This window comes from Candidatus Omnitrophota bacterium (genome assembly GCA_030695905.1).
In the GTDB taxonomy this organism is placed as follows: Bacteria; Omnitrophota; Gorgyraeia; order 2-01-FULL-45-10; family 2-01-FULL-45-10; genus CAZHPY01.
The window spans coordinates 23139-44855 of sequence record JAUYOL010000020.1 but is presented as its reverse complement, the minus strand read 5'-3'; the positions used below and the strand labels follow the sequence as shown (position 1 = coordinate 44855).

Sequence of the window (21717 nt, the reverse complement as noted above, 5' to 3'; positions counted from 1 at the left end):
GCCCGGGTTGGGATGAGGGTCACTACTCGGGGGGAAGTTTCCCCCACCCCATTTAGCCCGGGCCTTAAATTTTGCCTTCTGTCTCTTGTAATTTTTTGTTGATTATGCATTTATGAGAGCGCTTTCGATCGTTATTCTATAACTATTAAATTCTTCTTCACTCATCTTCTCTGTAGGCTTGAACTTCAATATGGCCCGCAATGCAAATGCCACAGTATTATCACGGCCATCGTCGAGAAGCTTTAATACCGCATCATCTATGGCCGCGCCTGACAATATCCGGTAATAAGCGCTTATCGCCCGTTTATTATTGGACATAAGGGCGTACGCGAGCCCTATCACCCCTTCTATATAGAGATAGTTGGCGCCGGTCAGCCTATCATCCAGGATAATAAGGCTCGCCTTAAGCGAAGTCTCTTTTTCAGAACCATTCCATATAGCTTTGTTTTCAAAATCTTCGCGGCTCAATACAATGGCTAATTTTGACTTGTCTTCTCTGCGGTTTATGGCATGTCTTCGTATCTCATCAGGCTTTAATATCGCCACCTTGCCGCTCCCCAGTAACGGCTTTAGGGCCAGCCTGGCTTCATCCAACTCATTAGTATTTCCGTCACTTATAAGTAAATTCTCTGATATTAATACTCGCGAGGCTTGAGATATATTAGCTTCCTGAAAAAGCTTGTGCAGGACCGCAATATTATTCGAGCGTTCTTCTGCGGGCTTTGTCTCTGCCTGCCGGTGCTTGGCATGATCTATGAACATTTTGAAAACAAATTCGCGCGCCTTCGCCAGGCCATTGCCTTCGAGTCCGCCGTTTGACTTGTAGACTATAGCCACCAATGACTCAAAAAGATTCTGCCCATGCTCAATGTCTTCCGCGGTTAATTCATCTTTCGTCTTACCCAATATCGTCATCATAATACTTCCGATAAAATCTCCTTTAACCAGATTACTGTGAGCATTTTGATAAAAAATAACCTTTTCTTTAAAACCGAACTTCTCCCACGTTTCAGTTGTCACAACAAAATCCAGGATAGCGTCACCCAGCGCGGCATTTGTATAGCTTGATGCAGAGCAGCCTATTCTGTCAGAATTTGTAGGAGATAACTCTGTCTCCAAAATCTCCTGTAACGGTTTGGATGTATCTATAAAAGGTCTTATGATGGGCGCGATCTTTGAGATATCCCTGCGATAAGCAAAAGGCCTGTTTTCATTTTTTCGTGCTTTTGCTACAGGGATACTTCTACCCACCTTAAAACTATCAAAATAATCCTTTGAAAAATGCCTGCCGATCAAAAAAGCATTTTTGGCATCACCGGTATCGGCTATAAGGCTACCGAGCAGTGCGGCAATAAAATTCCATTTTAAATAATGGACGGCGGGGCGCAACTTAATATATCTTTTATAAATTGATTCATGCTTCTTGAATATGGCGTCCCTCTCCGATATGGCCTGCGCTTTATTGATAAATTGGTGAAGGCGTGAATTATCCAGATTTGGATAGTTAGTAGCGATATAATCCAGAAGAAGCATTTTAAAGAAATAGTTACCCATGTGGATCAATATCTTACTTTGCCCCGGATGCTTTTCCGGCTCGATCAAAGCACTTAATAATTTTTTGTTTTTAATTTTATGCCCGTCAAATACCGCGGACATCTCCTCAATCATTGCCTTAATAGCCGCGCTTTGAGGATCCCAGTTCAAGTAAATAGCTAATGTTATGGAACTATTTACGAGACCCGCGGGGCTATGCAGCAATGCGGATGGGATGGCAAATTCACCTTTTGGATTCAATTTTTTAATAGCTAAAGAACGCGTTGTAAATAACTGTAAACGCGTATAATCATTCGATCCTTCGATTTCTTTGAGCCTCTCTCGATAGTCTTTTTCGGAATATACACTCATTGTATTCTTATCCTCTGCCACAACGTATCCACCTTGTATATTCCCCTCTGCCGCAACATGGAAGGACTCCGGTAAGTATTGTCGGTACTCCAGCGGCACAAAAATCCTGCATGTCCTGCCTTCCATTCCTTTCATTCGTACTTTCGCAGGGATAAGTAAAATATCATCCCCATTATTCGAAAATTCAGGGCTATCTGCATTAGCGGCGCCCGGCCCCATCGGTTGGATATTAGAAGTAGGAGCAAGGGGCAGGCGGATCGTAAATTTCGTTCCTTCGCCGGGCTTTGTCTTAATATCGATAGTCCCGCCCATATCCTCCACCAGGACATACCATGCCTCTGTCGTTCCTAAGCCTGTCCCGCGCTTTTTGGTAGTATTATTTAGATTATATAGCGTTAGCCTTCCGGTTCGTGAGTCGAACTTGAGTTTATCATCTGGAATCCCGTTTCCGTTATCTTCGATCTCTATCACCGCGAAGTTGCCATCCTGCCTCAAGGAAACTTTTACGCCGGCCTTTTGTGCGTCTTTCTCTCTTGCGGCCTGACACCCATTTATGACAATATTACTAAGCGCGGACCGGATAGAGAGATCCTCGCCTCTGACCTTTAGTACAGGAAGGCGCGTTTCATCCAGGTAAACATTATCGGCCGCGGTAATTCTTTTCAAGATCGAAACGATACTAACTTTTTTGGCGCGCGGTTCGCCTTTAGCAAATCTAAGCCTATTTTCTAATCTTAATATATCCGTAGTTAACATCGATATAAGACTGTCGATAAGTAACAGGTCGCCGTCTTTTTTCGATGTTTCTTTCCTATAAATGCCAACCATAGCATCTAACTGCTTTTGCACTTCTGCGCGTTCGGCTTGAATATGCCATTGAAGACCAATCAACTCTTCAATGAGCTTGTCCTCTTTTTTCGCTTTAGCAGATTCTTTTCTTTTCTCCAAATCTGACATATCTGCATCTAATTGCTTCGCCACGTCATCGAGCGTATTGAAGCGAACATTCATCTCGGATTCATACGTTTCAAAATACGAGCTTAGCTCATTTTGGATATATTTCAGCCTGGCCCTATTAATCTTGATGCGCTTCAAAATATTACTTAAGCTAAAAATCCACCGCTTTACCTTACTCATGCTCACCGGTCCATTATTCGAAACAGCAAGAACATCTTCCAGTAGGGCATCTAAGTCACCGAATAACTCTTTCGAGCATTCATGTTTGACTTTTTTGTATATATTGACAAACTTACAAGCATCATCACCTACCATCAATATCCTGTCCTTAAAACTAAATACGTCTTGCCTAACGTCAAATATTTCTTCTCCATGGCCCATGCTCCGGATGGCTATTACTGCGCGTTCTACTAATGTCCTGCTTGCACGGGAAGGCATAATCTTTCTTGCTGTTTTTACGGTCGGCCCTGGCAATAGAGCGGGCTCTTCTTTTTGCTGTAAAGGTTTAGGTGCTCCTGAAAATACCACTGATATGTCATCGGCTGCCTGCCCGATGAATGCGACCGGCTTGTCATTAAGATGTATTATACATTTATCTATACATATAGAATCTCCGACTGCCAGCTTTTCGCTCTCCGAATATAGCACCCCGTAGGATGGCCCCTGCCCTTTAACATGTTCGAGCTCTATCTTTCCAAGTCTCTGCCCTCTTTCAGTATCATAAGCTATCAATCTCCCGGCCGTTACTCTGTCAAATATGCCGGCTTGCTCGCATTCTTTTATATCGTAAACCCTGCCCCCGATCCTGACTGTATCCACAAAAGATCTTCTAAACGCGTGAAGATCGTACAACTCATATGTTTCAATAATAATTTTATTCACATTGTGGGCCAGCGCATAATCATTGACCCATTGCAGAAATGTCTGGCTAATACCTTTATTATGGTTTTTTATCCATGATTCCGAGCCTATTAAACCTATGGGATGATACGTAGGAAGCCATAGTGTATTATCCGCACGTATTGTAAAGTTGAAATCCCCGATAGCGGCTGTTCCGGGCCCATCCCTTACCGCTGTAATGCCCTCTACATACAAGTCGCCTCCACGCATTGCTTCAGAAAAACGCATAGTAAGCGGCTGCTGGCCACCATGTATATTTTCTATTTCTGCTTTATACTGATAGGCGCTTTTTACAGCAGAAAACGCGGGGTCATCCTTGCTTGCCGCTCCCGGCCCGAATTTTTTAGCACCGCGTAATTCTTCCGGGTCATCTTCCCCGTTGCTGATTGTGCTAAGATAGCGGCTGGCCAGGGACTCACCTTCAATCTTTACCTCTCCACCCTCACCTTCTGCTATATGAAGAGTTAAATTAAGGTGTTTATTGACTATCTCGTCTGCGGCATCCACCCGTGATTTTATATTATCAATTAACCTTTTATACTCATCCGCACCGGCTTTAAACTGATATTCTGTGAGGGCGTTACCTATGCGGTCAATTACTGTAATAGTAGCTGGCCCGGCACCGGAAGGCTGCACCTTGACACCAGAGGCATCAAACGGCCTTACTATAGTGGCAAGTATATATAATATTTCCGGCAGATCTTCCATCCCTACGTCAACTGTAAGATCTGTAAGTCCGGCATCTTCCCCAAGATATAGAATTTCAGAGACCTTGATCCTTTTGGCAAGAAGCGAAGGCTCTGATTGCTGGTTATATCTGAACGCCGCATCAAAAATATGTCCGGAATGCTGCATTGCTTCCTTTGCTTTGGGATATACTCTCCTCAACTTTTTTATCTTATCCTGCATGCCAATTTCATCCGTAACGATTTTCAGGGGCCTGTCCAAGCTCTGAATTATTTGTTCTTCTTCGGAGGGTTTATAATCGCCTGGAACCATATCAGGAAGGTTGCTATGCGCTAATTCATGCATAATCCTTTCTGCTCGGATATGATAAACAGCCGAACTAAATTCCGGGGAGGTCATGTAAATGTGTTCGTCCATATCAAAGAATCCGCGGTTTAAAACGATTATTGCTGTATTTGCATTGGCATCAAAGTATCTGGCGGAATTTATCGGAAGGGCATCCGATAGCGCGAATTTTATTTCTTTTAGATCAAGATTTGAAGATTGGAGTGATCGCAATAATAACTCTTTGAAGGCGGAATTACTTCTGGCAAGAATAAACATGTAGAAAAATGTATCCTTCATCTTTTTTACATATTCAGGCGGACCCTGCGTAAAAACGGAATCCAACAAGTGGGCAATCCCTTCATCAGTGGCAAACTCTATAGTCTTCAAAAATGCCAGCATGTCCGCGAGGCTCTCTCTGGAAACAGAAGCAATTTCATTAAAATCTTTTTGTTTCAAAACCCCAAGGGTCGGAATGGCTGTATTCTGGAAAGCACCCAGGAAAGGCTTGCCTGGTGAAGACAATGCTGGTCTTGGGCGCTGATTTGCCGCGCCAAAAAGTTCCTGCAATGTAATGGACTTCGCTAAAATTTGTATACCGTTCTTATTGAGGTAGTACCTTCCACCTTTTTGTTTAGCAAACTTCAAAACAACATCAAAACAGGAAATGTCGTCACTATACAATCTGAATGTTGTCCTAACGTTGATATTGGCCGGCAAGGGTATGGCGTCTTTCCTATATTGGTGAGATTCCTCTACAAGATTAACGATCCCCTGCGCCTTCGCCACAAAATCCCGTGTATATCCTTTTTTAATACGCGACCGTTCGAAACGCGATGTCTCTATCAACGTATTGACCGCGCTTTTCATAGCCGTATTCTGCTTGCCGTCAATTTTATAATCCACGGGATCTTCTCCATGAATTATTTCCTCCGAATAAAAGGTAGCGGTCTTAGGCATGCCACTACGAGCGCCCAAAATCTTCGGCCCTACCAGCTTTAACGCTCTCAAACCATTTAGCATCTTCCTGGCAGTCGATAAGACTGCATGCCTTCCGATCTCGATTATGACAATATCTTCGCTACCGGGATCGCATATAAGAAAATCCGGTAATGACGCACTTGACTTATGCATAGTAAAAACCCTTGGTTCGTATTTTTTCCCGGCAGGCAGGATAAAAGGTTTAGCTATCGCTTTCTTGTAATCTGCATCTGTAAAGTCGGGTTCAAGTGCCCAAACACTTTGCGATTTTTTATAAACATGCGCGCCATCAGTGCGGATTATTTTTTCGGCACCAACCGCGGATTTAACAAGTCCTATAACTTGCATCGCTGTAATGGGATTTTCTACAGATTCGGGGAAGGCAAGTCTCATAGGTACAGGCACAGAATTCCGATTTAAAAAGTAGAATATGTGCTCTTGCGCCAGGCCGAGCTTACCGACTTGCTTATCGATAAGCAATGACGATGACGATGTGTCCGGGCGTATAACAAAAAAATCTTCTTTGGCGTCCTCTGAGCCTTTTTCCAAATCCACATGAACCACTATCAGCTGGCCATATTCTTTATTGTACAAAGGCACCCATTTACCGGCAGAACTAATCATGGTAAATTCGGCGCGCCTATTGCCTTCCCCATTCTTAAATTCATACCATTCGCCGCCCCAGGGTAAATTTTTTATAGAGGTCGGAGCCGGTAATGGGCCGGACAGGCCCACCTGAAATGAATGGGATTTTTTAACATACCACAGGAAATTATTTTTTGAATCGAACAGCCTTATCACTACCTGAAATTTACCGGAATTATTAAGGATACCCTGACATTTCAAACTTCCATCGGGATTATATATACGATAATTCACACCCGCCTTTCGCAACGTGTCGACATAAATACCGTCCCATGACGTCGAATTAAAGAAATGCTTAATTGGATCAACGATGCTTCGATAGATCCAATTGACCGCGCCCAGTGGTATCATTATTTCAACCTGCTTATCGCTGCCTTTAACCGCTCTAATCAGTGCCTGCATTTTATTAAAAATATCCGTCTCGAGCAGGCCTTTCGCAAGAACCACTCTTAGCTGACTGTTTTTATCAAATTCGGCTTCCCGTTTATAGTCCATGAAGACCTTGCCGTTAAACGGAAATTCAAACGTGGGGGTATTTCTGATAGCTTTCAAAATATGGTCTGGTGATCCGGCAACACTATCGATGAATCCAAGGACGCCTATCACGACCAGCGCTGCGCCGGCTATCAAAGCGATCCGGTAATCGATCGCGCAAAGGGAGGTAAGAATGCAGACTCCCGCGCTGATATCCTTAAGCTCTTTACCCTTATTGCCTTTATATTGACCCCTGGCAGGCATCGGGCCAGGCGGCGTATCATAATCCGGGTCAATATCCTGCTCCTTTAGGGCGCTAAACCCGTTCTTAGAATAATCGCTTAACAGCTTTATCGCAAACTTTTCAGCATCTTCTACAATAGGCAACTTTTCCGGAGTAGCCGCGGCTTTTTGGGCGTGCAGCGCATGCATAAGCTTACTTATAAAGTCGGCGGTAATAATATCATTTTTTAATATTTCCAATTCTGCCACTCTCACATTTCTCGTATATCCTTTGCCCGTTAAAAGTGTCTTTAACTCATTCTTAACCTCATCCCATCGTTCAAAAGCGAGAGCGGTAAATATCAGTTCTTCCTGAAATTCAAAAGGCAGACGCCCATAATCATAAGCTTGAAGTGTGGATACGAGATAATCTAAATTTCTATACGCCCTGTCCGCTTCCGAATGCAGGCCCAGCCCTTCATACCTATATAGCAGATGACGGCACATCATTATCGCGTTTTCAGACTGTTTAACAAGTAGTACTCGAAGCAGACTTGCTGCAAATTCCATTTCTTCAATAGCCAGTCTGTCCCTGACATTGTGCGTGGCTTGCATGAGAACATCAACCTCTTTTTCCTCGTTTTCCGCTGCCACAAAGACATCTTTATACTTGATAAGGGTATCCTCCTCCATCAACGCGGCAAGCTTTTCCTTCAGTTTTTCCGGGGGCAGCAAATGAGTGTCTTCCAATTCGAAAAACCGCTCATTAAGCCCGGAGAGCTTCTTTTGAATATCCTGTGGACTGCCTTCTTCTTTCATCATCTGCTCATATGTATCAACGACCCCCTGGCTAAAATTAAGCAGGATCCAGAGTAATTTCATATCTTCGTCATCGTCTTTTTTAAGAGTATCTATAAGGCGCTTCGAAAGATAGTGGGCGCTCCTGGTTCTGCCCGCATGAATTGGCCTTACTATGTTAAGTCCCGGCTCAGAGAAAAGAAGAAATGTCTTCATATCTCTTAATTCAAGAACCGTGGCTTTCTTTTCGAAATTAGCTATCCTTTTTTCAAGCGCTTCCCTTTCTTCGGAGCTATAGCGCCTATATGTTGCGACATGTCTTCTCCCGATCTCTACCGCGCGTTTAATCTTCAGATCATTTGCGTCGGGCTTACCCCTCACATCATGAGGTTCTTTTTCTCCGACCATTGCATTCAATGACTTCCTGTAAACGGCGTCGGGCCCCTCATGCAAAAGATTCATAGGATAAAGATGAACTATACTGTCACCGCGTGTACGAAACGATATACCTTTCCTGCCCAAAGCAAGCTCTGTTATCGGCCGCGCCTTCATTATCTCTTTATAAAGATGACGGAAATAAGGTTTTGGATTGGCGGTCAGGTAGAATAATAGCAGGCCGTAAAGCCCTACGGGGATATCCTTATCTTTGCGCTTTAACTTTCTGAATTCGTTGAATAAAGCAGCATCTTCATTATTCAGCCTTGCCCGCAGGTCATAGGCGTCACTGTTCTTCAGCACTTGTTTACATAACGCCACAAAATCGCCAGAATCCTCAAAATCGCTTTCAAGTTTTTTAAATAATAGATCGAATAACGGCTTTAGGAATTCTTTCTCTTGCCGCGTTGCATCTAAAAGCTGCCCGTACCCGGACTTTTTCTCCAGCTTATCAATGTAATCTGACAATGAATCAGCGTCGTTAATTTCGCTGATATCGATCATTCCATATTTTTTCTTTCCCGATTTTTCTGCCGCCCTTTGAACACTCGAAACAATACCACTTATCAAAACTCTCAAAACCGGGTGTATTCTCTTCCTCCCGGATTGCGGTTTTCGAAGAATTAAAAATTTGCTATCAGTATAGGATTTTTTACCTTCAACATCAAAACCAGCATCGAAGCAGATACGCTCAAGGCTATATGCTCGAGCAGCCAGATAATGCACATTTGTATCTATGATACACACCCCGCCCGGACGGGTCATCTCATAGCAACCTTTGATGTAGTCCAATATATATTTCTGTCCCCATATTTCAAAGTAAGGCCATCGCACTACAACAGCATCAAATTGCTCATTTTTCAACTGCTCCGGAGCTTTGGTAATATCACCGGTTATTACGTTTAACTTGCCTTCATCCCTCGCGTATTTTGCCTTCGCCTCATCTTTCTCAAGGCCCGTCAATTCTAATCTCACTCCTGTCTCTTCGGAAAATTTCTTCATGGTGTGCATGAAAATACCGTATCCCGGACCCACCTCGAGTATCTTCTTATTATCAAAATCGCGTAATACGCCCTTCGCGGTATTAAAAACTTCCGCATAAGCAAAAGCCATCTCGTTACTTCCAAATTTAGCATTAACCTTTTCTTGATATTCTGCGCCTAACAATTCTAAGGCGCGCGAAATAGCCATCAGGTCTGTGCTTCTCAATAAACATTGCGAATAGAATGAAGGCTTGAAATTATCTTGTTTGGCGCGAAGCTGGATCTGAAGGCAATCCGGGTTTGCCCATACGATGTCCTGTGCAAAGAAAGCGGCAATCAGGATAGCAGCTATTACTCTGATAGCAAGAGGAAATTTTCTATGCGGTTTTATTTGTGTGTTCAATTGTGATAGTTAACTTTCTTTCATTTTGTTCTTTTAACCATTCGGCAATAAAAATACCAGATTGCCAAGCAAACTATTCTAGGCTATCTGGTCTTTGTGTAATAAATAATCTAACTGCTTTCTAAAGACCCTCGAACTCCCCCGAGTGTGTTTCAAAAATCGGAGGCCCTAGAAATTTATTGATGATAGTATATCACGCCTCATAGGCATGTCAATCCTATATTTCCATCTTTTTTGTTACTTAACAAACATGAATTATCCACGATATGTGTGCACAAAGTTTTTATTCTCTTTTTGTTTTTTGTTTGTTTTTAAGGTAAATTATGGAGGTGGAAAGATGAGGTATATTATGAGAGATAGAGAGAGGGTGTTTGAGTTGCGCAAGAATATGATTGATGATTGGAAGTACAGGGCTATTCCCTGGCGTGAGATATGTTATAAATATCGAGTCAGCAAAAGATGGTTCTATAAATTGAGAATGAGATTTATGCTTGAAGGATACGAAGGCTTGAGAGACCGCGTAAGGAAGGTTGATAACCGGCCTCATGCTATTGGATGGGAACAAAGATTAAGGATACTAAATTATGTCTATTATAATCCTACACACGGTCCTCAAATGATAGCGGCTGATCCAGCTATCGGGGTATCGCATGGTGCTATTTGGAACTTCTTAAAAAAAGAAGGTCTTAATACCAGGATGAAGCGCAGGCTCTGGGCTGAAGCTCAAGGTAGGCCTACTCTCACCAAAAAGGAGCATTCTCTTCTCCTTGCCAAGCATAGGCACGTAGAAAGCCATTCAGCGGGTGAACTGGTAAGCGTTGACACATTCACTGCTTCCGTCGCTAATCTAGGCAAAATATGGCAATATACGGCCTGTGACACGTATTCCAGCTACGGCTGGGCGAAGGTGTATGGCGAAAAGACGGCGGAGAACTCTATCGACTTTATGGTCAACCATGTAGTCAGATGCTCTCCTTCGGGTAAGATTAGACGAGTATTAACTGATCAGGGATCTGAGTTCTATAATGCGCGCTTCAAAGATACTGAAAGCTTCTTTACTCAAGCTCTTCGATTACAGAGTATAAGGCACTCTGTGACCAAAGTGGCACATCCCTGGACCAATGGCTATGCCGAACGCTTAAATCAAACCATATGGCAGGACTTCTACTTGTGCCGGCTTGATAAGCAATATACGTCCTTAGAAGAGCTTAACAAAGACCTGGAAGCTTTTATGAGATATTATAACTTCAGACGAGCGCATTCGGGGTACAAGCTTAAAGAGGGAGGCTATAAGCGCCCGGGGCACGCGTTCTTTGATATACGTGAACGGCAGAATGTCATAGAGATAAAATATTAGGCTCTTCGCGAAAAAATTGTCTTTTTGCTATGGCCGTGGTGTCTTTAGTCTAGTGCCCTCGACGGGGAAATTGGACATTTCTTAGAAAGGATGGTCTTATTCTCCGCCCCTTTTAACAATCTGGCTATATTCTCTCTGTGTTTATAAGTGTTGATAAGACAAATTATTACGCAAAATATAGATACATAAAATGGCTCGTTTAATAGAGCGGAAAATATCGGAAGGGATATTCCAAAAAGTATTGAGCCAAGCGACACATACTTTGTTGGAATAAATACCGCAAGCCATACCACCAGTGATAATAGAAGCGGGATCGGCGCAATTATTCCAGTGACTCCTATTGTGGTAGCAACTCCCTTGCCTCCTTTGAATTTCAAGAAGACGCTCCATATGTGGCCGAATATTGCTATCAATCCCAAGAGCGTTCTGAAAAATATATAATCCAGGTCCTGAAGAAGCACGTAATAAAACTGGGCCACTACCGTAACGACCAATATGCCTTTAGCTATATCTATAAAAAGTGTCAAGAAGCCTGGCAGCTTTCCCGCGGTACGATACACATTGGTGGCTCCGACATTTTTCGAACCTACGCCTCTTATATCCACACCCTTGAATATCTTGGTCATTAAGAACCCTGTCGGCATAGAACCTATCAGATAGGCCGATAAGATCGCCGCTAAAAAAACTAAAACCGATATCATCTTTTATGCTCCCCCTGCTTGTTTAAATTATTCTCACTTAAGACGCGGCTGCCTTTGATCATATAGTCCACTCCGGATATTACAGTGAGCACCGTAGCTATGTCCCACACTATTTCCGAATAGTTAAATCTTACCAGTATACTCACTATCGTCATCATCTGAAAAAAAGTTGTGAATTTGCCCCAAAAGCTCGGCTCGATTTTGATATTACCTTTAACGACATGTATCATTATCGAGCCCAATACTATTATAGCGTCGCGTGAGATCACTATTATGGGCACATAAGCGGGAAGCCTTAGATTGGCCGGGATATTACTTACTATCGCGAGGCATATGAACGCGCTTATCAATAGTACCTTGTCGGCTACGGGATCGAGTATCGTGCCCAGGATAGTTTTTTCATTGCGCGTCCTGGCTATGAAACCATCCAGTCCGTCGGAAATTACCGCCAGTATGAAGAAGACCAGCGCGATGTCCGTCCTGGAATAAACTATCGCTGTTATAAAAAGCGGTGTTAGTATTATCCTGCTTATCGTTATCTTATTCGCAAGATTCATCATTTTATAGCGCGGATCCTTTTTATGGGCCAATAAATACACATGGCTTTGCCGATAAGGTTATTTTTCGGCACAAATCCCCAGTAGCGTGAATCTCTTGAATTCGCGCTGTTATCACCCAATACAAAGAGAGAATCCTTTGGAACGGTTATCGCTTCACCCTCTTTCGCGTAATCTCCTCTGTTGTAATAATAGTTTGAGCGTATGGAAGCGGGAATATCGGTATCCTTGCCGTCTATATAAATATTGCCATTCTTTACCTCGACCTTTTCTCCTGCGGTAGCTATAAGCCTTTTTACAAAATCTCTTTTCGGCGCTTCAGGCGAAACAAAAACTATGATATCGCCTCTTTGCGGCCCCCTTACCGACGGAAGCCTTATATTCGTAAAAGGTATGCGCGCGCCATACAGAAATTTATTAACAAATATCCTGTCTCCTATCTCAAATGTAGGTATCATCGATCCTGATGGTATCTTAAAAGCCTGCACGACGAACGTCCTTATCAGAAGCGCCAATATCAGCGCGATTATTATCGATTCGGTCCATTCCCTTATTTCAGATTTGATCTTTTCTTTAACCATTATGCCTTTCCTTTTTCTGCTTCGCCCTTTGGCTCTAAATAGCCGGTAGGGCTTCGCAGGAATTAACTATGATGTTTTCAGCGCGGCCAAAAACGCTTCCTGCGGTATCTCTATCTTGCCAAACTGCTTCATGCGCTTTTTGCCTTCCTTCTGTTTTTCCCAAAGCTTTCTCTTTCTTGTTATATCACCGCCATAACATTTTGCGGTAACATTTTTCCCAACCGATTTTATAGTCTCCCTGGCTATAATCTGTCCGCCTATAGCGGCCTGCAGTATTATCTGAAATAAGTGGCGCGGAATATTTTCCTTCAACTTCTCTATGACCGCCTTGCCCTTGGCATAAGCTTTGTCCTTGAATACGATCGACGAGAGAGCGTCACACACTTCCCCATTTATAAGTATATCCAATTTCGCTATATTCGTGGGCCTGTAATCCAACAGCTCGTAATCAAGCGAGCCATAGCCCTTGGTAACAGATTTTATTTTGTCATAAAAATCTATTATTACTTCAGCTAATGGAATATCATATACTATCTGCGTCCTTGACTCATCCAGGTACTGCGTAGAGACATACACTCCGCGTTTCGACTCCGAAAGTTCAAGCACATTGCCCATATACTCTTTCGGTATTATCATGTATGCCTTTACATACGGCTCTTCTATAGATTGTATTTCGCCAGGATTGGGCAACTTCATAGGATTGTCTACTTCCACCACTTCACCGTTATTCTTTGTTATCTTATAGATAACGCTGGGCGTTGTTATAACAAGGTTCAGGTCGTATTCCCTTTCCAGTCTCTCCTGTATTATCTCCATGTGAAGAAGGCCTAAAAAGCCGCATCTAAAACCCATGCCAAGCGAGGCGGACTTCTCCGGTTCGTATACGAAAGATGCGTCGGAAAGCCGCATCTTCTCTATGGCGTCTTTAAGCGCGGGGAAATCCGCGCTATTCGCCGGATAGGTGCCGCTGAAGACCATCGGCCTTACTTTCTTATATCCAGGAAGAGCCGATAATGCCGGATTGTCCGCGTCTGTAATAGTATCTCCTACCGAAACCTCTTTGGCGTCTCTTATATTGCATGCGATATATCCTACTTCTCCACATTCCAGGTTACCAATCTGTTGGGCTCCGGGCTTAAAGACGCCTACTTCTAAAACGTCATACGAGTTACCGCTTGCCATCATCATCACGCGCGTGCCTTTTTTTAGAGCTCCATTCATTAACCTTACGAGTATGATAACGCCTTTATATGCGTCATATTTTGAATCGAAGACAAGCGCCTGCAACGGATTTGCCGCATCACCCCTGGGCGCGGGTATTCTCTCTACAACGGCTTCGAGAATTTCTGTTATGCCGGTCCCGACCTTAGCGCTTGCCAATAAAATATCGTTCTTATCCAATCCAAGTATGTCGGATATCTCATGTTTTACTTTTTCTATTTCGGCGTTGGCCAGGTCTATCTTGTTTATAACAGGGATTATCACAAGATTGTGCTCCATGGCCAGATAAAGATTGGCCACTGTCTGGGCTTCTATACCCTGGGCAGCGTCTACCACTAAAAGGGCGCCTTCACACGCGCCGATAGATTTAGAAACCTCATAGGTAAAATCGACATGGCCCGGAGTGTCTATAAGATTCAGTTCATACGAAACGCCGTCCCTTGCCTTGTAATTCAGGCGTACAGCGCTAGCTTTAATGGTAATGCCGCGCTCCCTCTCAAGATCCATATCATCAAGCATCTGATCGTGAAATTCGCGCTCGCTTATAGCGCCCGTCACCTGCAATATCCTGTCGGCAAGCGTGGACTTGCCATGGTCTATATGGGCTATTATAGAAAAATTTCTTATTAATGATTTATCCATTTTTATAGAGCGTTGACTAACTTTCTTCCAAATTCCAATATTGCCAATGCCGTCTTCTCATTCGGCGCTTCCGCGTATACTCTTACTATGGGTTCGGTGCCTGAAAGCCGCAGCATAAACCATGAGCGGTCTTTACAAATGAATTTATATCCATCGTAATTTTTAACCTCGACCACATCCATGTCGAGTACTTTTTTAAGGGTATTCTGTTTGAGGTAATCCATCAACATGTTCTTTTTGTCGTCGGGCACCCTCATATCAAGTCGCCTGTATTCATATGTGCCGTATTCTTTGTCGACGCTCTTTATGATATCTTCCAGCTTCTTGCGCCTTGTGGCCATCATCTCAAGTATGAGAAGGCCCGACAATATACCGTCGCGTTCAGGTATATATCCTTTGAACGCTACCCCGCCGGTCTCTTCGCCTCCGATCAGAACATCTTCCTTCTGCATTATGTCGCATATGTACTTGAACCCTACATGGGTCTCGTGCATCTTCAGGCCATATTTTTTACATATCTTTTCTATAAGCGCTGTCCCGCAGATGGTCTGAATCACATCGCCCTTAATCTTTTTATCCTCCAAGAGGTGCAGCAATAGAAGCGTCATAACCTTGTGGCCGGTAAGAAGTTTTCCATTGGGCAATGTTACCCCGAGCCTATCGGCATCCCCATCCGTAGCCAGACCTACGGAATATTTATATTTTTTGGTCATATCGGCAAGCTCTTTTAAGTTGGGCATTATCGGTTCAGGATTTATATTACCGAATCCGGGATTAGCATCTTCATGTATAGTATCCACTTTTATCTTGCCGCCCTTCAAAAGATCCGCTATGTAGTTATCCCCGACCCCATACATAGAATCAACTAAAACCTTCATGCGGCTCGCTTTGATAATTTTTAGATTAACATATTTTTTGATAAAAGCGAGGTGCCTCGAAACGATATCTTCAACGGTTAATATGCCTTCTTCTTTAAGCTCTTTCAGTGGCCTGAATTTAACATCATTTATGCCTATAAGGCTTTCTATCTTTTTGGTTATTTCAGGGCCTGCGGAACCGGAATAATGGGCCTTATACTTCATCCCATTATATCTTGCGGGGTTGTGGCTTGCCGTTATTACTATACCCCCGACAAGATTCTTGTCTTTTATGGCATAGCTTACAGAAGGTGTGGGGCTGGCCTTATCGGCGAGTATAACCGGTATGCCGTTAGATGCTATGATGCACGCCGAGATCTCCGCGTATTTATATGATAAAAATCTCGTATCATAGCCTACCACCGCTTTAAATTCACGCCCTTTAAGAACTTCTTTCTGGCTCAATATATAATCTGCCATTGCCTGGGCCACCTTCTTGACATTATCGAAAGTAAAATTCTCGCTTATTACCGCTCTCCAACCGTCAGTACCAAATTTTATTATAGACACAAAAGCTCCTTATCCTCTCAATTTCTTTATCGCCAGCGCGTAATCCTTTGCGCCGAAGATATAGCTGCCCGCGACCAGCGCGTTCGCACCGCTGGCCATACAATCGCGCGCGGTCATATCATTTATACCACCATCAACTTCTATATCCTTTTTGAAAATTTTGCGCAATTGGCTTATCTTATCAAGGCAGTCAAACATAAAATCCTGCCCGCCGAATCCGGGCTCAACTGTCATTATCAATACCATGTCGACCATGGAAAGAAGGTGCTCTATCTTTTTAATTTCAGTCTTTGGTTTTATCGATATACCGGCCTTCTTCTTGTAATACCTTATAAGTTTTATAATCTCTCTCGGATCTTCTTCCACCTCCGAATGAAACGTTATTATATCACTGCCGGCCTTCACAAAGCTTTCTATGTATTTTTCAGGATTTTTTATCATAAGATGCACATCAAGCGGAAGCTTTGTAACGGGTCTTATCGATTTTACGACCAGAGGGCCTATCGTTATATTGGGCACGAAGTGTCCGTCCATAACATCGACATGTATCCAGTCCGCGCCGCCGGCTTCGACTTTCTTTATCTCCTGGCCAAGAACGGAAAAATCGGCTGATAATATGCTTGGCGCTATAATGGTCTTAACCATCTTTAACCTTTCTTTTATTTATTTATTTCTTTGTGAAGCGATGCTGTAAACCCTGCCTATATCTTCGATAGTAACTATACCTATTATCTTGCCGCCCTTGGTTACGGGTATTGCCCGCAAACCGCTCTCCTCCATCATCTTCTGCGCCTGGACCAAAGAGTCTGTATCCGCGATCTTTGGAAAATCTTTTCTCATTATTTCCCCTACGGTAGCGTCCGCGCCCAGGCTGTGAATACCGGCCAGGACATCATTCCTGGTCACAAAACCCACTGTATCAGCCTTATGGGTTACAGGAAAGTCCTCCTGATGAGAATGGAGAACCAGTTCCATCACCTTGGCAAGTGTTGTATCGATATTCAATGTGAAAAAATCGGCAGATAGTATATCCTTAACCTTGAATCTTTTCAAGGTTTCTTTTAAATCAACCTGGAGTCCTTCATTGGAAGCCGCTATATAGATGAATATAGCTATCGCTATCAGTATTATGTTGAAGCCCACTATACCGAAGTAGGCAAATCCGAGCGCGAATATATGGCCCAGGTTGACCGCCAATTTCGTAGCTTTCTGATAGCCCATCTTTTGGGCAAGGAGTGATCTTAAGACCCTTCCGCCGTCCATAGGAAAGGCCGGTATCAGATTAAATAGCGCTAAGATGAGGTTTATCCAATACAGATAGGCCAAAGTAAGCGGCCATGTAGCTGTGGAAAAAGGCCGATAAAAGAGCACTTCCGCGCCCAAAAACTTTTTCAGCGGAATATAGAATACAGCTACAACCATCAGGTTGAAGAGCGGCCCGGCTATTGAAATAAAAAATTCCTGGCTGGGCTTTTCGGGCATCGACGACATTGAAGCGACGCCGCCTATGGGCAGCAGCGTTATCTCGCGCACCTCTATGCCGTAAGACTTTGCCACAAGCGAGTGGCATATCTCATGAAGAGTGACAAAACAGAATACTCCCAATAATAACACAAGCCATTTTATTCCGCCCGACAGAAAAAATACCAGAAGCAGTAAAAATGTTACGTGTATATTTATCGATATGCCGAATAATTTAAATAACTTAATAGAGCCCTTCATTATATATGCAGAGCCTCTTTCAATCTTTTTTCATCTTTTACCGGACCAATTACCGCCATATTAAGGCTGTCGTCCTTAAAGATATCCGATGCCACACGCATTAGATCATCCCGGGTAACAGATTCTATCTTTTTTATTATACTCTTTGGATCAAATTCCTTTTCTTTAGCTATAGCTTTTTCACCAAGCCATAACATCAGGCTCATTGTATCTTCCATAGTAAATAAAAGCTGTCCTTTATAAAACTCCTTGGCTCTTTCAAGCTCCTCACTCTTCACGGGCTCTTTCCTTATGCTATCCAGCTCCCTGAATATAACCTCGAGAGCCTTTATAAGCTTCTTCTCTTCGAGTCCGGCGCCTATGACAAAAGCGCCCGTATCTTCATATCTTCGCATGCTTGATGATATCTCGTAACACAGTGCCATCTCGTCCCTTACTATATGAAAGAGACGCGATGACATATTAGCTCCCATTATTATATTGAGTATGCTCGCCGCGTACTTATCGGGACTGAACCGGTCGGGCGCATGAAATCCTATGGCCACATGCGTCTGTTCTGTCTCCTTGAAATTAAGGCTTAGGAATGGCGCCTTCTGATCTTTTTTTGCTTTATCAAAATTTGGTATATTTTTTGGAGATACCCTTGATAGATATTTACTTGCAAGGGCCGATAGATCCGCCTCGTTGACCCTGCCCGTCCCTATCAGAAGCATGTTATTAGGATTATAGTAAGTCTCTTTATAGGAAACTATATCTTCTCTCTTTATAGAAGTCACAGATTCCGCGCTGCCGGCCAAAGGCAGCCCCAGCGGTTGCTTGGGCCATAACATTTCGGTGAGGATCTCATGTACGTGCTGGGCGGGAATGTCCTTATACATATTGATCTCTTCTATTACAACGCCCTTCTCTTTCTCAACCTCGTTTTCGTCTAAGCGTGGATTCAGCACCATATCGCTTAGTATATCCACACCAAGCTCGGCGTCCTTGGCGAGAAGCTTCACCAGGTAGCATGTAAATTCTTCGGAGGTAAATCCGTTAAAACTGCCGCCACGGCCCTCTATTTGCTCCTTTATCTCCTTCATGTCCCTGGTCTTGGTGCCTTTAAATAAAAGATGTTCCAATAAATGGCTTATGCCATTATTTACATTATTTTCGCACCTCACCCCTGTGCGTATCCATATGCCAAAAGATACACTCTCCATATGAGGCATCTCTTTGGCTGCCACGCTAAGCCCATTATCCATCTTTCTGATTAATTCCCGCATTAATTTTAACCTTTCCCTCTTGAGTCCAGATAACTTTGTAAAATTATCTGAGCCGCAAGCTTGTCGGTAACCTTTTTACGTTTCGCGCGACTGACATCAGCTTCAAGAAGCACTCTTTCGGCCTGCATGCTCGTCAATCTCTCATCCCACGTCCTGACAGGCACTGTAACGACTTTTGAAAGCTCGTCTATAAATTCCACAACCTCTTTGGTCTTCGCGCTGTAAGTACCGTTCATGTTAAGAGGCAACCCGGTCACTATCTCCTGCACATTATTTTCCCGCGCGATTTTTGATATCTCTTCCAGGTCGCTTTTTAATTCCTTGCGCTGAATGGTGTTGATCCCTTGCGCCGTCAAAAATAGTTCATCGCTCAACGCTACCCCTATGCGCTTCGTCCCGAAATCAAGGCCCATTATTCTCATAAAATCTTTGTCACTTTACCGTCTTTTTCGATAAAGCGCCTTCCTTCTATCTTAAGAATTTTTTTCAAACTGTCGAAGCTTCCTATGTCTTCCCAGAAATAAGACCCTTTTATGCAGTAAATTTCGTAAGCTTTTTCCATTACCGCGTAATCTACGGATATATTCGGCAATCTTTCATACCTCTGCTCTATCTTGCGGATATCCTTCAACCCGCCGTATATATCCGCGGCAAGCCTGCGTATAGCTCCCAGAAAAGTTGCCGCCTTAAATATGAATGTGCCGGTATTCCACAGGTAATTTTTATCTTTAATAAACGAGACGGCCGTATTAAGATCCGGTTTCTCCACAAATTTTTCCACCTTTAACACCCCGCCCCTGCTACCCGCCTTCTGCACCTTTATATATCCGTATCCGGTTGCCGGAAAATACGGTTTTAATCCTATGGTAACCATGGCCTTGGGGTTTTTTGCTACAAAATCTATGCCCTTCTTTATGGTATCGGAATATATTTTTTGGTTACCTATATAGTGATCCGCGGGCAAAATAACCATGATAGCGCCTGGGTCCCTTTTCTTAAGATTCAACGCGGCAAGGGCTATGGCGGGCGCTGTATTGCGCGACGCTTTTTCAAGGAAAAGATTTTCCCTGGCTATCCTGCGAAAATTCTTTTTTACCATTCCTGCCTGCGATCTATTGGCGACAACAGCTATATTTTCCACAGGTATTATCTTATTTATCCTGTCTACGGTTTTACGGAATATAGTCTTATTATCTTTTGTTATCGACAAAAACGGCTTTGGCCTGGAAGGCCTTGATAGCGGCTGAAGACGTTTGCCTATGCCGCCTACAAGAATCACCGCGTAAACTGAACTCGCAGACCGAGAACCGGGTATCGGGGTTCGCTTACGCATTATGGATCGCCTTTGCTAAAGTTTTTGCAAAACTTGATACTTTTGATAGCAGTGCCTTATTATTTTTTTGATTATTCTCGATTATCTTTACAATCGCGCTTCCTACAATAACGCCGTCGGAAAATTTCGAAACTTCGCGAGCCTGCCGGACAGTAGATACGCCAAATCCTACAGCAACCGGTTTTTTGGTGACAGATTTTATCAGCTTTACTTTTGAGGTAACTTCGGCAGGCAGCCTGCTCCTCGCGCCGGTAACGCCTGTCAGCGAGACATAATATACGAACCCGGATGAGTTCTTCGCGATACCGCCAATCCTTGCCCTGGTAGATGTAGGCGCTGCCAAAAATATAGTGGCTATTCCGGCTATTTTTGAAAATGCCGTTAAATCTCTCGCCTCTTCAAAAGGTAAGTCCGGTATTATAACCCCGTCGACACCCGCTTTTTTGCAGCTTTTGACAAAATGCTCAATACCATATCTCAATACGGGATTATAGTATGTCATAAATACTATCGGTATATCAGTGGCTTTTCTCAATATACCAACCAGCGAGAATATCTTTCTCAAGGTCGCGCCCTTAAGAAGCGCTCTGTGCGAAGCCGCCTGTATCGTCGGGCCATCCGCGAGCGGATCCGAAAACGGTATGCCAAGTTCGATTATATCCACACCCGCGCCCTCAAGCGCTAAAACTATGCTCTTTGTCGCCGAAAGATTCGGGTCGCCGGCTGTCACATAAGCTATGAAAGCTTTCTTCTTACCCTTTTTTAACTCTTTGAATTTTTTATCTATTCGATTCATTATTTTTTATCTCCATCTGCTTCAACATTATCGGATAGTTCAAAATAAGTTCGTTATTTAAAAATACCTCGACCCAATATTTACCCGGACTCGGAAATAACATGTTATTAAACTTTGAGATTATAGTGTGATGCGTATCTATATCAATCAATTGAAAAGGCTGATCTTCGGTTTGAAATACAAGGCCCTTGTCTTTTGCGCTGATAATACGTATCTTTTGTGTAAATGACCCCTCACCCTTGCACCATCTATTGGCAACAAACATCGTGTGGTGCCTGGCGGGGAACTCTTTAGCGTTTATCGCTTCGAATATCCCGAGAAGCATAAACTTCCCGTTATCTTCCCGCCTCACATCATCGCACACAACTGAAAACTGCAGATTTGGTCTTATATCCATATGG

Annotated in this window: 14 protein-coding genes; 1 reads left to right on the top strand and 13 read right to left on the bottom strand. The window is 43.4% G+C overall.

Features of this window, described 5'->3' with window-relative positions; translation table 11 throughout:
* Nucleotides 1-102: 102 nt before the first annotated feature.
* Nucleotides 103-9714 carry an ATP-binding protein gene (locus Q8R38_03330; GenBank protein ID MDP3791059.1) on the bottom strand — a complete coding sequence of 3204 codons (9612 nt, stop codon included), beginning with the start codon at nucleotides 9712-9714 and terminating at the stop codon, nucleotides 103-105.
* Between the two features lie 349 nt (nucleotides 9715-10063).
* On the opposite strand from Q8R38_03330, the gene Q8R38_03325 reads away from it, so the two are divergent.
* Entirely contained in the window at nucleotides 10064-11071 is a 1008-nt protein-coding gene (locus tag Q8R38_03325; protein ID MDP3791058.1) for an integrase core domain-containing protein, read from the top strand.
* 44 nt (nucleotides 11072-11115) lie between these two features.
* On the opposite strand, the gene plsY is transcribed toward Q8R38_03325, so the two are convergent.
* From plsY to Q8R38_03265, 12 genes are all read right to left on the bottom strand, one after another.
* Nucleotides 11116-11772 (bottom strand): glycerol-3-phosphate 1-O-acyltransferase PlsY, encoded by a 657-nt coding sequence (plsY, locus tag Q8R38_03320; protein MDP3791057.1) that lies wholly within the window; start codon nucleotides 11770-11772, stop codon nucleotides 11116-11118.
* A complete protein-coding gene (locus Q8R38_03315) occupies nucleotides 11769-12332 on the bottom strand; it encodes a CDP-alcohol phosphatidyltransferase family protein (protein ID MDP3791056.1) in 564 nt (187 codons plus the stop codon). The genes plsY and Q8R38_03315 overlap by 4 nt, the downstream gene beginning before the upstream one ends.
* Entirely contained in the window at nucleotides 12329-12910 is a 582-nt protein-coding gene (gene lepB, locus Q8R38_03310; GenBank protein MDP3791055.1) for a signal peptidase I, read from the bottom strand. The genes Q8R38_03315 and lepB overlap by 4 nt, the downstream gene beginning before the upstream one ends.
* Nucleotides 12911-12976: 66 nt before the next feature.
* The gene (gene lepA, locus Q8R38_03305; GenBank protein MDP3791054.1) at nucleotides 12977-14773 is read right to left on the bottom strand and encodes a translation elongation factor 4; all 1797 of its coding nucleotides are present in this window, start codon (nucleotides 14771-14773) and stop codon (nucleotides 12977-12979) included.
* Nucleotides 14774-14775: 2 nt separating this feature from the next.
* A complete protein-coding gene (locus Q8R38_03300) occupies nucleotides 14776-16200 on the bottom strand; it encodes a phosphoglucomutase/phosphomannomutase family protein (GenBank protein ID MDP3791053.1) in 1425 nt (474 codons plus the stop codon).
* A 9-nt stretch (nucleotides 16201-16209) separates the two neighbouring features.
* Nucleotides 16210-16845, bottom strand: coding sequence for a ribulose-phosphate 3-epimerase (rpe, locus tag Q8R38_03295; protein MDP3791052.1), 636 nt, complete (start codon nucleotides 16843-16845; stop codon nucleotides 16210-16212).
* An 18-nt stretch (nucleotides 16846-16863) separates the two neighbouring features.
* Nucleotides 16864-17922 (bottom strand): site-2 protease family protein, encoded by a 1059-nt coding sequence (locus Q8R38_03290; protein MDP3791051.1) that lies wholly within the window; start codon nucleotides 17920-17922, stop codon nucleotides 16864-16866.
* Nucleotides 17922-19187 (bottom strand): pitrilysin family protein, encoded by a 1266-nt coding sequence (locus Q8R38_03285; GenBank protein MDP3791050.1) that lies wholly within the window; start codon nucleotides 19185-19187, stop codon nucleotides 17922-17924. Before Q8R38_03285 ends, Q8R38_03290 begins: the two co-directional genes overlap by 1 nt.
* A gap of 5 nt (nucleotides 19188-19192) precedes the next feature.
* Complete coding sequence (ruvX, locus tag Q8R38_03280) at nucleotides 19193-19609, bottom strand: Holliday junction resolvase RuvX (protein MDP3791049.1); 417 nt, start codon at nucleotides 19607-19609, stop codon at nucleotides 19193-19195.
* Nucleotides 19606-20520, bottom strand: coding sequence for a mannose-1-phosphate guanylyltransferase (locus Q8R38_03275; protein MDP3791048.1), 915 nt, complete (start codon nucleotides 20518-20520; stop codon nucleotides 19606-19608). The genes ruvX and Q8R38_03275 overlap by 4 nt, the downstream gene beginning before the upstream one ends.
* Entirely contained in the window at nucleotides 20513-21316 is an 804-nt protein-coding gene (trpA, locus tag Q8R38_03270; protein ID MDP3791047.1) for a tryptophan synthase subunit alpha, read from the bottom strand. The genes Q8R38_03275 and trpA overlap by 8 nt, the downstream gene beginning before the upstream one ends.
* Complete coding sequence (locus tag Q8R38_03265; GenBank protein MDP3791046.1) at nucleotides 21300-21713, bottom strand: hypothetical protein; 414 nt, start codon at nucleotides 21711-21713, stop codon at nucleotides 21300-21302. Before Q8R38_03265 ends, trpA begins: the two co-directional genes overlap by 17 nt.
* Nucleotides 21714-21717: the final 4 nt, after the last annotated feature.

Bases quoted from the DNA above. Each gene is read 5' to 3' on its own strand.
- Q8R38_03325 (MDP3791058.1), top strand. From the start codon at position 10,064: ATGAGAGATAGAGAGAGGGTGTTTGAGTTGCGCAAGAATATGATTGAT.
- plsY (MDP3791057.1), bottom strand. From the start codon at position 11,772: ATGATATCGGTTTTAGTTTTTTTAGCGGCGATCTTATCGGCCTATCTG.
- Q8R38_03315 (MDP3791056.1), bottom strand. From the start codon at position 12,332: ATGATGAATCTTGCGAATAAGATAACGATAAGCAGGATAATACTAACA.
- lepB (MDP3791055.1), bottom strand. From the start codon at position 12,910: ATGGTTAAAGAAAAGATCAAATCTGAAATAAGGGAATGGACCGAATCG.
- lepA (MDP3791054.1), bottom strand. From the start codon at position 14,773: ATGGATAAATCATTAATAAGAAATTTTTCTATAATAGCCCATATAGAC.
- rpe (MDP3791052.1), bottom strand. From the start codon at position 16,845: ATGGTTAAGACCATTATAGCGCCAAGCATATTATCAGCCGATTTTTCC.
- Q8R38_03290 (MDP3791051.1), bottom strand. From the start codon at position 17,922: ATGAAGGGCTCTATTAAGTTATTTAAATTATTCGGCATATCGATAAAT.
- Q8R38_03285 (MDP3791050.1), bottom strand. From the start codon at position 19,187: ATGCGGGAATTAATCAGAAAGATGGATAATGGGCTTAGCGTGGCAGCC.
- ruvX (MDP3791049.1), bottom strand. From the start codon at position 19,609: ATGAGAATAATGGGCCTTGATTTCGGGACGAAGCGCATAGGGGTAGCG.
- Q8R38_03275 (MDP3791048.1), bottom strand. From the start codon at position 20,520: ATGCGTAAGCGAACCCCGATACCCGGTTCTCGGTCTGCGAGTTCAGTT.
- trpA (MDP3791047.1), bottom strand. From the start codon at position 21,316: ATGAATCGAATAGATAAAAAATTCAAAGAGTTAAAAAAGGGTAAGAAG.
- Q8R38_03265 (MDP3791046.1), bottom strand. From the start codon at position 21,713: ATGGATATAAGACCAAATCTGCAGTTTTCAGTTGTGTGCGATGATGTG.